This is a genomic window from Microbacterium sp. LMX7-1.2, from assembly GCF_040675935.1.
Classification (GTDB): Bacteria; Actinomycetota; Actinomycetes; order Actinomycetales; family Microbacteriaceae; genus Microbacterium.
This window is the reverse complement of the sequence record NZ_JBEGIL010000001.1, coordinates 623,930-637,905: the sequence shown is the minus strand read 5'-3', so window position 1 is coordinate 637,905 and position 13,976 is coordinate 623,930. Positions and strand designations below refer to the sequence as shown.

The window sequence follows — 13,976 nt, the reverse complement described above, 5'->3', positions numbered from 1 at the left end:
TCACCTGAACGTGGCGATCCGAGACGCGGATCAGCGGCGCAGGCGCGCGCGGGTCTTCGAGACCCCGGAGAGCGTCGCGCGAACCGGAGTGCCGATGTAGAGGCCCAGCGAGGCTCCGGAGGCGAGACCGATCCCGATCACGGCGGCATCGATGAGCGAGCCACCCGCCCCCACCACGCCGCTCGTCGTGCCGCCCGCGTGCACCATTTCGAGCAGCCCCTGGAAGACCGCGACGCCCGGCACGAGCGGCACGATCGCCGCCGTCGTCACCGCGACGGACGGCACGTGCAGATTGTGCGCGATCAGCACGCCGACGAAGCTCGCGAGCAGGGCGCCGATCGCGCTCGCCGCCGCAGGGTGCACGTTCACCGTCACGGCCCCCGTGTAACCGGCGATCGTGATGGCGCTGAGCAACGCGCTCACGAGGATGATCCTGAGCCCTGCGCCGTTGAAGACCGCGACGGCGACCGCGATGATGATCGCGCCCGCGAACACGCCCAGCAGCGGCCCGAACGGCGCAGGGTCGTCGGGAAGGTCCATCGTGAATCCGAGCAGCCCGCCGAGCTCCAGGCCGACGAGGATGCCGATCACGACTCCGAGAGTCTGCATCGTGAGGTCGAGGATGCGGCCGCCCGCGGTGAGCGCGAAGCCGTCGATCGCGTCCTGCGCCGCGCCGACGACGGTGAGTCCCGCGAGCATGAGCACGATTCCCGAGGCGACGATGATGGATGGGCGGATGCCGACGAAGGGCTCGATCCCCGCCGAGCCCAGCGCCGAGACAGCGACGGCGACGATCGTCGTCACGAACCCTCCCGCGATCTGGCTGAAGAACAGCGGCACCTGGATGCGTGCGAGGCCCGCCTGGGTCAGCGCCGCGCCGAGCGCGGCGAGGAAGGTCAGCCCGACGATCACCGGGGAGGCGCCGAGCAGGATGCTGACGCCGACCGCGAGCATCGCCCGCGCGACGATCACGACCGACTGCTGGTAGCGGAACGGCATCCGTCTGATCGCTCGGAACGAGGTGCGCGCCGATTCCAGGTCCAGGCCGTCGTCGATGTCGGCGACGAGCGCCTGCACGCGCTGCAGCTTGGCATGGTCGGGGGCGGCGACGCGGACCACGCGCACGAGCGTCTCCGGCCAGGCTTCGCCGCTCAGATGGAACGACACCGTGATCGAGTTGTAGGTGACGTCGACCTGCACTCCGCGCAATCCGTAGGCCTCGCTCACCCGGACGATCGCGAGAGTGACCTCGTGCGCCGAGGCGCCGACCGCGAACATCGCCTCGCCGATCCGAGTGGCGAGGTCGAGCACCCGTGGCACTGTGCGCTCATCGATGATCGGCATCATCTCGGTGTGCGCGACGCTCGACGGGTCGGTGTGCAGGATCCGTCGCATGGAGTCGAGCAGTCGCCGGCGCGGGTTCGAGGGCATGCCTCCATTCTTCCGCTCGACCACGAGTGCGCGTGCGACCGCGCGGGCGCGGCTCGGATCCGGGCCGGTACCGTCGCCGGGTTGCGCGTGGTGTAATCGGTCAATGCTGTTCGCCCATGACAACATGCCAGGCGTCCACCTGTCGGCTGCGCTCGTGAACGCCGCGGCAGCCGGGATCGGGAGACCGGCGCTGGAGGCGATCCTCGCCGAGCACGACATCCGACGTCCGCAGCTCACCGGAGAGCAGGGGGAGCTTCTCATCGAGTGGTCGACGCGGTTGCGTGCCGTCTTCGCAGCGGAGGACGCTGATGCGCGCACGGTCGCGGTGAACGCGCTGCTCACCGTCGGCACGACAGGCGTCTACCTCACGACCCACGATGGACGCCGCCCGCATCTGCACTTCACTCCGGAGGACGACGACATCGTCGGCCGGGTGCGCGCGGTCACCGCCGGAGGTCTGGCGATCTTCGCGGTCGAGTCGGAGGGGGAGCGCTTGGGCGCCTGCGCGCGGGCGGGGTGCCGTGCGGTCTTCGTCGACACGAGCAGGAACGGTCGGCGGCGTTACTGCTCCGCACGCTGCGGCAACTACGACGCCGTGCATCGGCATCGTGGCAGAACCTGAAGGTCGCGAACTGTCATGGTTGAAAAGCCCTGACTCCTTGCAGGACTCTCAGTGAGTGCCTCTCGCCCTCACCGCCATCCTGCCCGTCGTCGTCCTGCTCGTGATCGGTTGGATCCTGCGCCACCGGGCGCCGCTCGACCCCTCGTTCTGGCGCGGTCTGGAGTGGATGAGCTACCGGGTCTTCACACCCGCATTGTTCGTGACCTCGATCGGCCGGGCCGACCTCGGAGCCGTGCCGATCGGGCCGTTGGCGGTCGCGCTGACGATACCCGTGCTGCTCGTGCTCGGCATCCTGTTCGGCGCCGCTGGCCTCTTGCGCATCACCGGTCCCCGCCTCACCTCACTCGTCCAGGGGTCCGTGCGCGTGAACACCTATCTGGGGTTGATGTTCGCGACCGCCCTTCACGGCGAGGAGGGAATCGCGACCTATGCGATTGCGAGCGCGGTCATGGTGCCGCTCGTCAACGTGGTCTGCGTCTCGGCCCTCGCCCGGTGGGGCGACGGCGTCGACGAGCCCCGTCCGCGATTCGGACGCGAGCTCGTCACCAACCCGCTGATCCAGGGATGCGTGATCGGGATCGTCGTGAACGTCTCGGGGCTCCGGCTCGACGGGCCGATCGCGACCGTGCTCGATCTGCTCGCGGCACCAGCGCTCGTGACGGGGACTCTCATCGCCGGTGCGGCACTCACACTCGCGTTCCGGCGGCGGGATCTGCTCGATATCGGCATCGCGGTGCTGCTGAAGCTCCTGGTGCTGCCTGCGCTCGCCGTGACATGCGCTGTGCTGCTCGGGATCGACGGCGTGGTCCTCTCCGCGGTCGTGATCATCGCCGCCGTGCCCACGGCCCCGTCCGCCTACGTGCTCGCGCGACGGATGGGCGGCGATCACCGGCTCATGGCGTCGATCACGGGGGTGCAGACGGTCGCGGCACTCGTGACCGTGCCGCTCGCGCTCGCAGTGCTCGAGGTCGTCACGACGCGGTGACGGCGGCCTCCGCGATCCCGGCGGGATCGACCGTGCTCGGCCATCCGTCAGGGCCCGTCGTGCCCGCCGGGTAGTCCTGCAGCGGCACCGTCCCCGCGGCCCAGGCGTCGCGGATCGGCTGCAGGATGCGCCAGCAGTCCTCGGCCTCGTCCGCCCGCACCGAGAGCGTCACGTCGCCGTCGAGCAGCTCGTCTAGCACCTCCTCGTAGGAGCGCTGCTGGCCCTGTCCCATCTCCGCCACGAGATCCTCCTCGCGGAGGTCGAACGGCTCGTCGCCGCTCGTGACGTGGACGCCGAGCGTCATCCGGTCGGGCCCGAGGGCGAACGTGAGCTGCCCGCCGTCGCGCGGCGCGTGCGAGAGGCCGGCGGGGAGGTGTCGCACCGGGCGGAACGTGACCACGACCTCGGAGCGCTTCGCGGGCAGTGCCTTGCCGGAGCGCAGGACGAAGGGCACGCCGGCCCATCGTTCGTTCGCGACCTCGAACACGACCTCGGCGAGCGTCTCGGTCCCGCGAGAGGGGTCGACGCCCTCCTCGTCGACGTAGGAGGGGATGTCCTTGCCGTCGACGGTGCCGGCCGTGTAGCGGGCTCGGTGCGACGCGGTCTCCGGCGCATCCCTCCACACATGAGTCGCTCGCAGGGCCGCGGCTTTCGCGTCGCGCAGGTCGCGCTCGCCGAGCGTCGCCGGCGGCTCCATCGCCACGAGGCCCAGCACCTGCAGCAGGTGGCTCTGGATCATGTCGATCATCGCACCCGCATGGTCGTAGTACCCCGCGCGGTTCTCCAGGGCGAGCGACTCGTCGAAGCGGATCAGCACGGACTCGACGTGCTCGGCCGACCACACCGGATCCCACATGCGGTTCGCGAGGCGCAGTCCGAGCAGGTTCAGGATCATCGAGCGACCCAGGAAATGGTCGACCCGGAAGATCCGGTCCTCCGGCACCAGCGCGGTCAGCGCGGCGTTCAGCGAACGGGCGCTCGCCGCGTCGTCGCCGAAGGGCTTCTCCATCGCGAGCACCAGGTCGTCGGGCAGCTCGGCTCCGCGTAGGGCGTCGACAGCCTTTCGCGTGATCGCAGGCGGCAGCGCGAAATAGAGCACCGTGCCGGGCCCGACCGTGGCGAGGAGAGCGCCGAGAGCCGCAGGGTCGGTCACGTCGGCAGCGGTGTAGTCACCGATCGTCACCCGGCCCGCGGCGCCCGTGCCGACGGCATCCGTCACGGTGGTGCGCCAGCGCTCCTCGTCCCATTCGTCGCGACCGGCACCGCGGACGGTCACCGTGCGGTCGGGGGTGCGGGCGAGCAGAGCACCCAGCGAGGGGAGGAGCAGACGAGAGGTGAGGTCTCCCGACGCTCCGAGGATGAGCAGGGTCCGTGACGAGCTGGTCATGCCGTCGAGGGTATGCATTCGCCGAGTACCTGCGCCACCCCGTGGTCGCCGAGGGCGAAGTCGTGGCACACTGCGGATGGTGACCGCACGGATCGAGGACTACGCCCTGCTCAGCGACTGCCGCACGGCGGCGCTCGTCTCGACGGCGGGGAGCATCGACTGGCTGTGTCTGCCGCGTCTGGACTCCGCCTCGGTGTTCGCGGCGCTCCTCGGCGACGAGCATCACGGCCGCTGGCTGCTGCGCCCGGTCGACGCGGATGCCGTGAGCACACGCCGCTACGAGGGCGACACGTTCGTGCTCGTCACCCGGTGGACGAGCGGCGACGCGATCGCCGAGGTGCACGACGTCATGCCCGTCGGCGCGGATGCGGAGGCCTCGGCGCTGCGCACCGACGTCGTGCGCCGCATCGTCGGCATCCGGGGTGAGATGACCTTCGCGCAGCACCTCACGCTCCGCTTCGACTACGCCCGGGCGATGCCGTGGGTGCGTCAGACCGGCACGAGCGAGGATCCTTGCCTCCTCGCGATGGCCGGTCCGGACGCGCTCGCGATCCGCGGCGCGCATCTGGAGCCGAACGATCACGAGCACACCGGTGATGTCTCGATCCGCGAGGGGGAGACGCGCGACCTGCACCTCACGTGGTTCCCCTCGCACCGGGACGTGCCCGCGCTGCTCGACGCGGACGTCGCGTTCGCCGAGACCGCGGAGTGGTGGCGGGAGTGGGCGGGCAGGATCGCGCACTCCGGACCGCACCATGCCGAGGTGGTGCGGTCGCTGCTGATCCTCCGGGCGCTGTCGAACCGTGAGACCGGTGGGATCGCGGCCGCGGCGACCATGGGGCTGCCCGAGGACCTGGGCGGTGAACGCAACTGGGACTACCGATACGTGTGGCTTCGCGATGCGGCCCTCACTCTGGAGGCGCTCGTCGACCACGGGTTCCTGAGTCTCGCCGACAGCTGGCGCACCTGGCTGCTGCGCGCCGTGGCGGGCGATCCCGCCGATCTGCAGATCATGTACGGTCCGGCGGGGGAGCGCGACGTCACCGAGCGGGAGCTGCCGCAGCTTCCCGGGTTCGAGGGCTCGCGTCCCGTGCGGCTGGGCAACGGCGCGGCGACGCAGTACCAGGCCGATGTGGTCGGAGAGGTGATCGTGACGCTGTCGGCGGCGAGGGCCGCGGGGGTACGCGAATCCGAGTTCTCCTGGGCGCTGGAGAGGCAGCTGCTGCGGTTCGCCGCCGAGCAGATCGAGCGGCCCGACCAGGGCCTGTGGGAGATCCGCGGGGAGCCGCGCTACTTCACGCACTCGCGGGTGATGATCTGGGCCGCGTTCGATCGCGGTGTGCGGGCGGTCGAGGAGGACGGACTCGACGGTCCGGTGGAGAGATGGCGCGGGCTTCGCGACCGGATGCGCAGGGAGATCGACGAGAAGGGGGTGCGCGACGGGCACTTCGTGCAGCACGCCGACACCGACGAGGTCGACGCCTCGCTGCTGCTGCTCCCGCAGGTGGGCTACTGCCGCCCCGACGACCCGCGGATGCTCGCGACGGTCGAGCGGATCGAGCAGACGCTCGTGCACGACGGGTTCGTGTATCGCTACCGCACCGCGACGGGGGTCGACGGGCTCTCGGGATCCGAAGGTGCCTTTCTCGCCTGCTCGTTCTGGCTCGTCGAGCAGTACGCGTGCACCGGGCGCGTCGACGAGGCCGAGGCGCTGATGGACCGGCTGTGCGGCCTCGCGAACGACATGGGGATGCTGTCAGAGGAGTACGATCCGGGCGCCGGGCGTCAACTGGGCAACACGCCGCAGGCGTTCTCGCACCTTGCTCTCGTCCGGGCGGCGGATGCGCTGGCCCGCAAGGCGCACCGCCCGCGGGGCTGAGAACGGCGGAACCCCCACCCGGATGGGATGGGGGTTCTCGCGTATCCGTGCCCCCGACAGGAGTCGAACCTGCGACCTACGGTACCAACGTCCGCATGTTGACGCCGAAGATCCCCGCCGAGTTCGTGCACTCTCGCGCCGACCTCGCTCCCGTGACCCCCATCGGCGAGCGCGTCGCCTGACCTCCACGCGACAGCAGCGGTTCTTGATACCGCGCCGCGGCTATCCGGCCCCGTGAACGACACGCACCGGGATCCACGCTCAAGTCTGGGCGCGGCGGTCGTCGCGGCGCGCTCGCCGCGGTCCATACGGTCAGAGGCACCAGCTATTTCCGAGGGGGAAATGATGAACGATGCAGAGCTGCTTGAGGCGTTCGCCGACTACCAGCGCAGCGGCAACCGAGCCGTGCGCACCATCCGTACACGAGAGTCGATTCTGAGGGCGTTCGCCGCTCGCCAGGAGACCGATCTACTCACCGCAACCGTGTTCCACATGCGCCGCGACGTCGGCCGGGAGGAGATCGCCCCATCGTCTCGAGCGACGACGCGTGCGACGTTCCTCGCCTTCTACACGTTCGTGCATGACGAGGGGCTGCGCGCCGACAACCCGGCGCTGCGCCTCCCGGTCGTGAAGGTGCCGCCGCATCGTCCGCGCCCGTACACGCAGGAGCAGATCGACCGGCTGCTCTCCACCGGGGCGTACAAGCGCACCCGGGCGATGATCCTCCTCGCCGCCTATCAGGGGCTGCGTGCGTCGGAGATCGCCGCCGTGCACTCCGACGACGTCGACCTCGAGTCCGGCACGCTCAAGGTGCTCGGGAAGGGCGGACGCACCGACTACCTGCCGCTACACGAGATCATCCGTGACCTCGCGCCGACGATGCGTGAAGGCTGGTGGTTTCCGGCGCGTGCCGGCCGCGAGGGGCACATCAAGGGGCAGTCGGTCAGCGACTTGCTCACGGATGCTCGCAACCGCGCCGGGATCGTGGATAAGCAGCTCACCGGGCACTCGCTGCGTCACTCGTTCGGCACAGAGCTCGTGCGCGGCGGCGCGAACATCAGAGCGGTGCAGGAGCTCATGCGGCACGCCTCGCTCGCTCACACGCAACGCTACACGCAGGTGCTCGACGAGGACCGCCGCGAGGCGCTCGAAGTACTTCCCAAGCGGGCGATCCCAGCCCGGTCGGGACGACGCGCGGCATAGCCGACGCGGCCACATGCGCGGCTGGGGAGACGCGCGAGAGGCCCCTCCACGCATCTGGGGTGCGGGAGGGGCTTCTCAGCGCTCGCGGCCGCACGCGACGGCTGCGGATGCTGCGACGTCGGCGCCGCGCAGTAGACTCGACGCTCTCGGCCGGAGGAAGGAACATGCCGGCAATGGGGAACCCTGGTGCACGACTCTCGGCCGCGCTCGATCGCCGATCGCAGCATCAGTCGATCATCGCGGCGGCGAAGCACGGGCCGCTGCAGTCGCTGACGGATCGCGAGCTCGAGGTGCGCGAGCAGCCCATGACCGTCTACCCGCGGCCGAAGCTCGTACGCGCGTGGGTCCGCTTCGGACCCGAGTCAGTCCGCGTCGACGCGAAGCTCGTGCGCTCCACCCCTCTCGCCGCCGGCATCGAGTTCCGAGCCGAGGATCACACGTTCCGCTGCTGGGTCTGGGGCAACGCGGTGACCCTCGTCGACGACGACTAGCGGGAGCGCCTGGCGGCTCCTGAGACGCAGAAAAGACCCCCACCCGGCCCGGAGGCTAGGTGGGGGTCTTTCAGCGCGGCAGTCAGGCCGCGAGCGCGTACTGCGCCCGGTTGTTCACGACGGCGAGGAACGCGGCCAGCGCGGTGAGCGCGGTCGACACGGCAGCGAGGATGCTGCCGGCTTGCTCGTCGGTGAGGAGACCGACGGCGACGGCGACCGGTGCGGCGGCCGCGGCGAACGCGTAGATCACGCCACGGCCGATCGTATCGAGCCACACGGCCGCCTCCGACGGTCTGAGGAACGCGAGCGCCAGGAGCGCCTGCAGGAGCTGTAGCAGCGCGCCGGTGAACACGAGCACCAGGCCCGTCGTGTTCTCGGTCGCGAAGCCGAGCTGCACGGCGAGGACGCCGAGCACGGCGAAGAACGCCTGCAGTGCGACGCGCCGATCGTCGGTGAGCCAATCACGGATCTTCTTCATGGGATTTCACCTCCCTCACGGTGTCGGCACCGGGGCGGGCGCAGTGACGGTTGGACGGCAGATCGTCGCGGGCTGACGAGAGAACGTCCCGTACTGCGTCTCGGCCACGGAGAGCCAGACCTGCTGAGCGGTCGACCCCACGGGACACGTCGGTCCTGCAGGGCCGACGGGTCCGGCCGGGCCGACGGGACCCGGGACCTGCGATGCCGCGCCAGGGTCGCCCTGAGCGCCGCGTTCGCCGCGGCACGTGTTGCCGGCGCAGAACGACTGCAGCGCGGCGAGGAGCTGCTCCTGAGTTGGAGCGGGGCCGGGGAGGCCGTCGGCTCCGTCCTCGCCGTCCTGCCCGTCCTTGCCGTTGACGACCGTCGGACTCGTGGACTCCGGCACGGGTTCGACGACCGGTTCCTCTCCGAGCTCGAGGACCTGCTCGCGCAGCGCCTCGATCGCCTCGCCACGCTCAGCCGACTCGGCGTCCCGTCGCTCATCGGCGGCGGCCGCGGCGGTCTCTGCCTGTGTCGCACGCTCGGACTGCTGGAACGCGACGACGCCGAGGACGATGACCCCGACGATCGCGAACGCGTTCAGCATGGCGAGCAGCAGCCCGACACCGAGCTTCCTGCGTCTCGAATCAGTCATAGATGCCCTCCGGCCAGTCCTCGGGAGGCGGCGGGTCGCCGCGCTCGATATGCGCCCTGAGCCGGGATGCGTAGCTCACGGCTCGGAGCTTCTGCTGCTGCGTCTCCCGCTGCCGCTGCTCGGCTGCCGCCCGCTCGGCGTCTTGCCGGGTGAGCATCTGGTAGCGGCGTGTGAGCAGAACACCTGCCCACACGCCGGATGCCGTGATGAGCGCCACCAACAGGGTGACGAGTGGAGCGACCCACCAGTCCATGCGAGTCCCCTCCGTGTTAGATGCCTCAGTTCGCCGAGGATCGGACGAAGACCTCGTCGAAGGCGTCGTCGACGGCCTTGCGCACCTCGTCGTACGGCGTGACGCCGCCCGCCGCGAGGGCCTGCGCGATGCTGTCGCGGAGCGCGTCGACAGAGAGCTCGACTGCGGCCTTGATGGCCTCCGTCTGCCGTGCCTCGCTCTCGCGCAGCTTCACCTCGAAGGCTTCGATATCGGCGGCCTTCGACGGGTCGAGCGCCTTGATCGCCTCGAGGATCGCCGCCTGGTTGTTGGCGATCGCCTGGAAGCCATTCCAGTTCGTGCCGGGGAACCGGCTGACGGCGTCGATCTGCTGACGCGTCTCGCCGCGGAGCACGTTGATGATCGCGGCGGGCGTGTAGTACGCCGAGGCAGTGGGACCGCCCACGACGAGCGCCTCGTAGATCTGGCGCTGCTGGTCATCGGAAAGAGCCATGAGGAAACCGTCCTTCGAGGTGGAAGCGCCGCCGCTGACGGCAGCAAGGTGGTTGGTGAGGAAGGGCACAGGGTCGATCTGTATGCCGTTAACGACGATCTCGAGGTGGTGGTGAACGCCCGACACGTTGCCGGTCTTCCCCATGGCTCCGAGGTCGTGTCCCTCGTCGACGTTCTGGCCGACGCGGACGGTGGGAGAGCCGGTGACCATGTGCATGGATCGGCTGAGGAATCCGTCGTGCTGGATCCAGACCTGCACTCCGCCGCCCGCCCAGCCTGCGGGCGTGCCGACGACGACGACGCGGCCAGGCGCGATCGCGTGGATGCGGGAGTAGCCGACGAAGTCGACTCCGCGATGGAAGGTCGACGCGCCGGCGACTGGTGCGGTTCGCGGACCGTAGGGGCTGCTGATCGCCGGAAGGGTCTTCGTGCCGTTGGGTGAGAGCATCAGATCCTCCTCAGAGGGTGGTGAGCTTCGTCATGTGAAGCGCGCCAGAGCCCGCCGAGGCGCTTCCCGTGACCTTCTGAATATCGACGATGAATCCTTCGGTGCCGTCCGCTCTGAATAGCGACGAGGTAGACATCCAAGGATCGGCCGCGATCACGAATGCTCCACGGCCGAGAAGACCCTGCACCGTTCCTCGGATCTGCACGAACGACGTGCCCGTGGCGACTCCACCCGGGTGCGCCTTCACCGAGAGCATGTAGACCCCGGCCTCGGGCGTGATCTGTCCGTTCGCGCCGTTGTACGCGTACGAGAAAGCCGGTTCCGTGTCCTTCGTCGCGTCCTCGGTCGGCACCTGGAAGAACGTCTGGTTGTCCGTCATGCCGCCGCGGGCAAGCGTGAAGGTGCGGAATGAGATCTCGCGCTTCCACGCGGTGCCGCGACGGATGAGAAGGCATCCCATCGTCGTGTCGAACCACTCCTGACCCTCGACGGCGAACCCCGCGTCCGTGAAGGCATTCCGCTCGTTCGTCGTGCCCTTGAACCGGTTCCCTCGCTGGATCACGAGATTCCGCAGCCTCTGCAGATCGTTGCGAGTCTGCGGCGTGACGTTGAAGTCCGGCGTGCCCTCCGGGCCGATGCCTTCGGTGTACCCCATCGGGTGCCTCCTAGTAGCGGTAGGTCGTGCGGATCGTGCCGCACTGCGGGTCTTGCGCGAGGGAGGCGAAGATGTTGTATCCGCCGTGGTTGAGGCCGACGCCAGCTGAGCCGCCGCCTGACTTCAGCGCGTTGAAGAACGACACGGGGAGCGAGTACCAGCCCGCTCCTGTGACGTCGATCGGCACGCCACCGACGAGCCCCGGGGAGCCCGCCGGCTTCGTAGCGTGAGGGTGCACCGTGAAGATCGGGTCGGCGCCCTGGATGCGCACGGGGTTGAGGTAGATCTCGATCGACGACGGGACAGCGCTCGCGGGGATCGTCCATCCGAGCTTGAGGTTGTAGAACCAGCAGCCCTGGTTGCTGTCTCCCGCAACGACCTGATTGGTCCACCAGCGCCCGCTCTGGAAAGAGCCTGCGTCGATCGCGGTGAACGTCTGTGTGATCAGGGTGCTGCCACCACCGCCCCCGGGATCCGGAGTCGGTGCGACAGGGGTCGACGCCTTCACTCCGACGACGTGGTACCCGCCATGAGCGAGGAGCTTCACCGGTTGTCCGGCTGTGAGCGTCACACCGGTGTTGTACGTCGCGACGACGTTCCCGACGTCGGTCGCGATCGTTGCAACGCCACCCGACACGGAGACGACTGTGCCGTCGGAGGCGAGCGGCGCCGTCGGGCCCATGAGCCATGCGACACCGTCGACGATCTGCACCCACACCGGATCGTTGATGACGGGACGCCACGGTGAGCCGAAGTACGCGGGGACGCGGCCGCCCTCGAAGTCGACGACGGCGCGGAGCCCGTCGAGTCCCCGATATGCGCCGGCGACCATCCGGACTGCGGACTTCCCGCCGACGATCCCGAGCAGGACGTCGCTCTCGTCGGTCATGACGCGACCTCCACCGTGAGCGACTGGCGCGCGCGGTCCGTCCTCCGGATGCCGCGCACCCGTCCGAGCAGGTCGCCACGCGGCTGTTCGATCACGACCACGTCGCCGCGCTCCACGCGCGGGTCGAACGTCATCTCGACGGGCACCACCGAGGCTTTCAGGACCGAGACGGACGGGAGTGTCGAATCAGCCCACGCCTGCGCCTGCGCCTGCGTCGTGATGTACTCGCTCGCCAGGTACCGGGTCCGGGCCCCGAACGGCGATCGCCCGCCACTCGGCTCCCGTACGCGAAGCGCACCCTCGGTGATCTCGGCGACTGCGAGTACCGCTTTCGCCTCGCCGGACGTCGCGCGCACCACGACCCGATTGCGTACCTGCTCCGCGGACATCTTCCGGCCGACGCCGATCAGTTGACCGCCATCGCCGCGACGCAGCGTGCGCACGGGGTTTGGCCATGCCTTCGGGCGGGCCGATAGAGTTCCGTCCGCCCGCATGTGGGGGATGCCGTCGAGCATCACGTCCATGAGCTCGTAGACAGCGTCGAGCTTCGAGTCGGGGTACATGATCGTCCGCGTGATCGGCTTGTCGTCGATCGTGCGCGCGAGCTGCAGTCCTGAGACCCGGCCGATCTCCTGCCACGTCGACGCGAGCCCCGACGGCGCAGAGGGAACGTCGAACGTCTCCTCTCCGACGCCAGCGAGCAGCTCCTTGAGCTCGAGCTCGATCGTCGATCCCGTCGAGATCACCAGCCCGCGGAAGACCATGTCTTCATCGCGCGCCGACGGCACGTCGGTGATCTCGAACACCCCGTACTGCATCCGCTCAGAGAACGGGCCAGCAGTGATGTTCGAGTACACGCGAAGTTGCGCACCGAACGGAGCGAAAGCGTCGGTCACCTCGCGCGGCGCCATCGCCTTGCCGAAGACGTCTGTCCACACGATCCGGCACGAGCCGTCCTGCTGGATGCTCGCGTTCCCGTCCTCGCTGAACGACACGTCCGTGAGTGGCACGTCCTGCAGACGACGCTCACCGTTGTAGATCAGGTCAGCCGACCAGTAGTGATCGAAAGGCCCCGTCAGGACCCCTCCGAGCACCGCAGACGAGAAGCGAGACATGCGCGCCTCCTCACGCGATCGCAGCGGCGATAGCCGCGCGCACCGCCTCGTGTGGAACGTCGACGACGAGCGTGAATCGCACGGTCGTCACCGGATCGTTGAGCAGCCCGATCTCCATCGAGCCCGGATCGAGGTTGAGCCCCTCGAGTCCGGCGGCCGCGATGATCGCCTGTTCGAAGTCGGAGCCCAGGTTCAGAGCTGCCATGTCGCCACCTCGCTATCCCGCCAGCCCGGCGAGCTCGTATGCGCGATCCCTGTCGGTGTACGTGAGCCATCCAGCGTCCTGGGCGGTGTAGTTGCCGAACGCGTCGAGGTCGTCGTACGTCAGCAGCGGTGTGACGAGGCCAGGGAAGGGCGGTTCGACCTCGTCCATCTGGGCGTCGAACCGGATGCGGCTGCCGTTGAAGCGGACGTTCTGCTCGATCTCGCTCAGGTCGCCGTGCACGAAGAACGATCGCGGCCAGCGCACGTTGTCGCTGGTCCGGATACAGAGCACCCCGACCTGCTGCGTGACGTAGGTTCCGAGCATCGCCTGCACACGGTCGGCCGCGTCGATCGTCTCGGTGAGGAACGACACAGGAACGTCACGGAGCCCCTGGCGACGCGTTCCGATCCACTTCGCGACGGACGCGCCCTCGACATAGACCAGCTCGCCGTCGGTCGGACGGCGGAGCGGAGCGACGACGTCGGCGAGGATGCGCACCGGAGCCCACAGCGACGCCGGGACGAGCGGGTTGTGCACGACCGTGCCCTCGTAGTCGACCGTCACGTGCGACGAGTCAGTGAACCCGAGCGAGTTCCCGAGCGCGTCGAACTGCTCAGCGCGGTACGTCGCCGGCGTGCGGAACGGCACCTCGAAGTCGAGAGCAGCGATCCCCGTGCCGATGCCGACGCCGCCACGCACCAACCACTGCCGGTCCTCGCTCAGTCGATACACGGTGACCGTCGACGTACCCGGCGCCACGCTGTCGAAGAACACCTCGACGAACGGGTTGCCGGACACGTCGACGGTCAAGCTCGGACCAGCCATCGC

The 13,976-nt window shown here is 69.2% G+C and carries 17 protein-coding genes; 6 read left to right on the top strand and 11 right to left on the bottom strand.

Annotated features, from left to right (window positions below):
• Window positions 1-30: 30 nt before the first annotated feature.
• On the bottom strand, window positions 31-1,431 hold the full coding sequence (locus tag MRBLMX7_RS03280; RefSeq protein WP_363366185.1) for a threonine/serine ThrE exporter family protein: 1,401 nt from the start codon (window positions 1,429-1,431) through the stop codon (window positions 31-33).
• 124 nt (window positions 1,432-1,555) lie between these two features.
• Here MRBLMX7_RS03280 and MRBLMX7_RS03275 point away from each other — a divergent pair, with 124 nt between their 5' ends.
• Both MRBLMX7_RS03275 and MRBLMX7_RS03270 read left to right on the top strand, forming a co-directional pair.
• Entirely contained in the window at window positions 1,556-2,053 is a 498-nt protein-coding gene (locus tag MRBLMX7_RS03275; RefSeq protein ID WP_363366184.1) for a CGNR zinc finger domain-containing protein, read from the top strand.
• 55 nt (window positions 2,054-2,108) lie between these two features.
• Window positions 2,109-3,038, top strand: a complete 930-nt coding sequence (locus MRBLMX7_RS03270; protein WP_363366183.1) for an AEC family transporter — start codon at window positions 2,109-2,111, stop codon at window positions 3,036-3,038.
• On the opposite strand, the gene MRBLMX7_RS03265 is transcribed toward MRBLMX7_RS03270, so the two are convergent.
• The gene (locus MRBLMX7_RS03265; RefSeq protein ID WP_363366182.1) at window positions 3,025-4,425 is read right to left on the bottom strand and encodes a glucose-6-phosphate dehydrogenase; all 1,401 of its coding nucleotides are present in this window, start codon (window positions 4,423-4,425) and stop codon (window positions 3,025-3,027) included. The two genes, MRBLMX7_RS03270 and MRBLMX7_RS03265, sit on opposite strands and share 14 nt — an antisense overlap.
• 76 nt (window positions 4,426-4,501) lie before the next feature.
• On the opposite strand from MRBLMX7_RS03265, the gene MRBLMX7_RS03260 reads away from it, so the two are divergent.
• From MRBLMX7_RS03260 to MRBLMX7_RS03245, 4 genes are all read left to right on the top strand, one after another.
• Window positions 4,502-6,304 carry a glycoside hydrolase family 15 protein gene (locus MRBLMX7_RS03260; protein WP_363366181.1) on the top strand — a complete coding sequence of 601 codons (1,803 nt, stop codon included), beginning with the start codon at window positions 4,502-4,504 and terminating at the stop codon, window positions 6,302-6,304.
• Window positions 6,305-6,351: 47 nt separating this feature from the next.
• Entirely contained in the window at window positions 6,352-6,486 is a 135-nt protein-coding gene (locus MRBLMX7_RS03255) for a hypothetical protein (RefSeq protein WP_363366180.1), read from the top strand.
• 163 nt (window positions 6,487-6,649) lie between these two features.
• Complete coding sequence (locus MRBLMX7_RS03250) at window positions 6,650-7,507, top strand: tyrosine-type recombinase/integrase (protein WP_363366179.1); 858 nt, start codon at window positions 6,650-6,652, stop codon at window positions 7,505-7,507.
• A 164-nt stretch (window positions 7,508-7,671) separates the two neighbouring features.
• Window positions 7,672-7,998, top strand: a complete 327-nt coding sequence (locus MRBLMX7_RS03245) for a hypothetical protein (protein ID WP_363366178.1) — start codon at window positions 7,672-7,674, stop codon at window positions 7,996-7,998.
• A gap of 82 nt (window positions 7,999-8,080) precedes the next feature.
• Here the strand turns inward: MRBLMX7_RS03245 and MRBLMX7_RS03240 are convergent, their stop codons facing one another.
• From MRBLMX7_RS03240 to MRBLMX7_RS03200, 9 genes are read right to left on the bottom strand one after another with little or no spacing between them, the layout of a single operon-like run.
• Window positions 8,081-8,476 (bottom strand): hypothetical protein, encoded by a 396-nt coding sequence (locus tag MRBLMX7_RS03240; protein WP_363366177.1) that lies wholly within the window; start codon window positions 8,474-8,476, stop codon window positions 8,081-8,083.
• 15 nt (window positions 8,477-8,491) lie between these two features.
• Window positions 8,492-9,112, bottom strand: a complete 621-nt coding sequence (locus MRBLMX7_RS03235; protein ID WP_363366176.1) for a hypothetical protein — start codon at window positions 9,110-9,112, stop codon at window positions 8,492-8,494.
• On the bottom strand, window positions 9,105-9,365 hold the full coding sequence (locus MRBLMX7_RS03230) for a hypothetical protein (protein WP_363366175.1): 261 nt from the start codon (window positions 9,363-9,365) through the stop codon (window positions 9,105-9,107). Before MRBLMX7_RS03230 ends, MRBLMX7_RS03235 begins: the two co-directional genes overlap by 8 nt.
• A 25-nt stretch (window positions 9,366-9,390) precedes the next feature.
• A complete protein-coding gene (locus tag MRBLMX7_RS03225; RefSeq protein ID WP_363366174.1) occupies window positions 9,391-10,284 on the bottom strand; it encodes a M23 family metallopeptidase in 894 nt (297 codons plus the stop codon).
• Window positions 10,285-10,294: 10 nt separating this feature from the next.
• Window positions 10,295-10,939, bottom strand: a complete 645-nt coding sequence (locus MRBLMX7_RS03220; protein WP_363366173.1) for a hypothetical protein — start codon at window positions 10,937-10,939, stop codon at window positions 10,295-10,297.
• Between the two features lie 10 nt (window positions 10,940-10,949).
• Window positions 10,950-11,828, bottom strand: a complete 879-nt coding sequence (locus MRBLMX7_RS03215) for a hypothetical protein (RefSeq protein WP_363366172.1) — start codon at window positions 11,826-11,828, stop codon at window positions 10,950-10,952.
• Entirely contained in the window at window positions 11,825-12,943 is a 1,119-nt protein-coding gene (locus MRBLMX7_RS03210; RefSeq protein WP_363366171.1) for a hypothetical protein, read from the bottom strand. Before MRBLMX7_RS03210 ends, MRBLMX7_RS03215 begins: the two co-directional genes overlap by 4 nt.
• 10 nt (window positions 12,944-12,953) lie before the next feature.
• Window positions 12,954-13,148 carry a hypothetical protein gene (locus MRBLMX7_RS03205; protein ID WP_363366170.1) on the bottom strand — a complete coding sequence of 65 codons (195 nt, stop codon included), beginning with the start codon at window positions 13,146-13,148 and terminating at the stop codon, window positions 12,954-12,956.
• Between the two features lie 12 nt (window positions 13,149-13,160).
• On the bottom strand, window positions 13,161-13,973 hold the full coding sequence (locus tag MRBLMX7_RS03200; RefSeq protein WP_363366169.1) for a hypothetical protein: 813 nt from the start codon (window positions 13,971-13,973) through the stop codon (window positions 13,161-13,163).
• Window positions 13,974-13,976 lie beyond the last annotated feature (3 nt).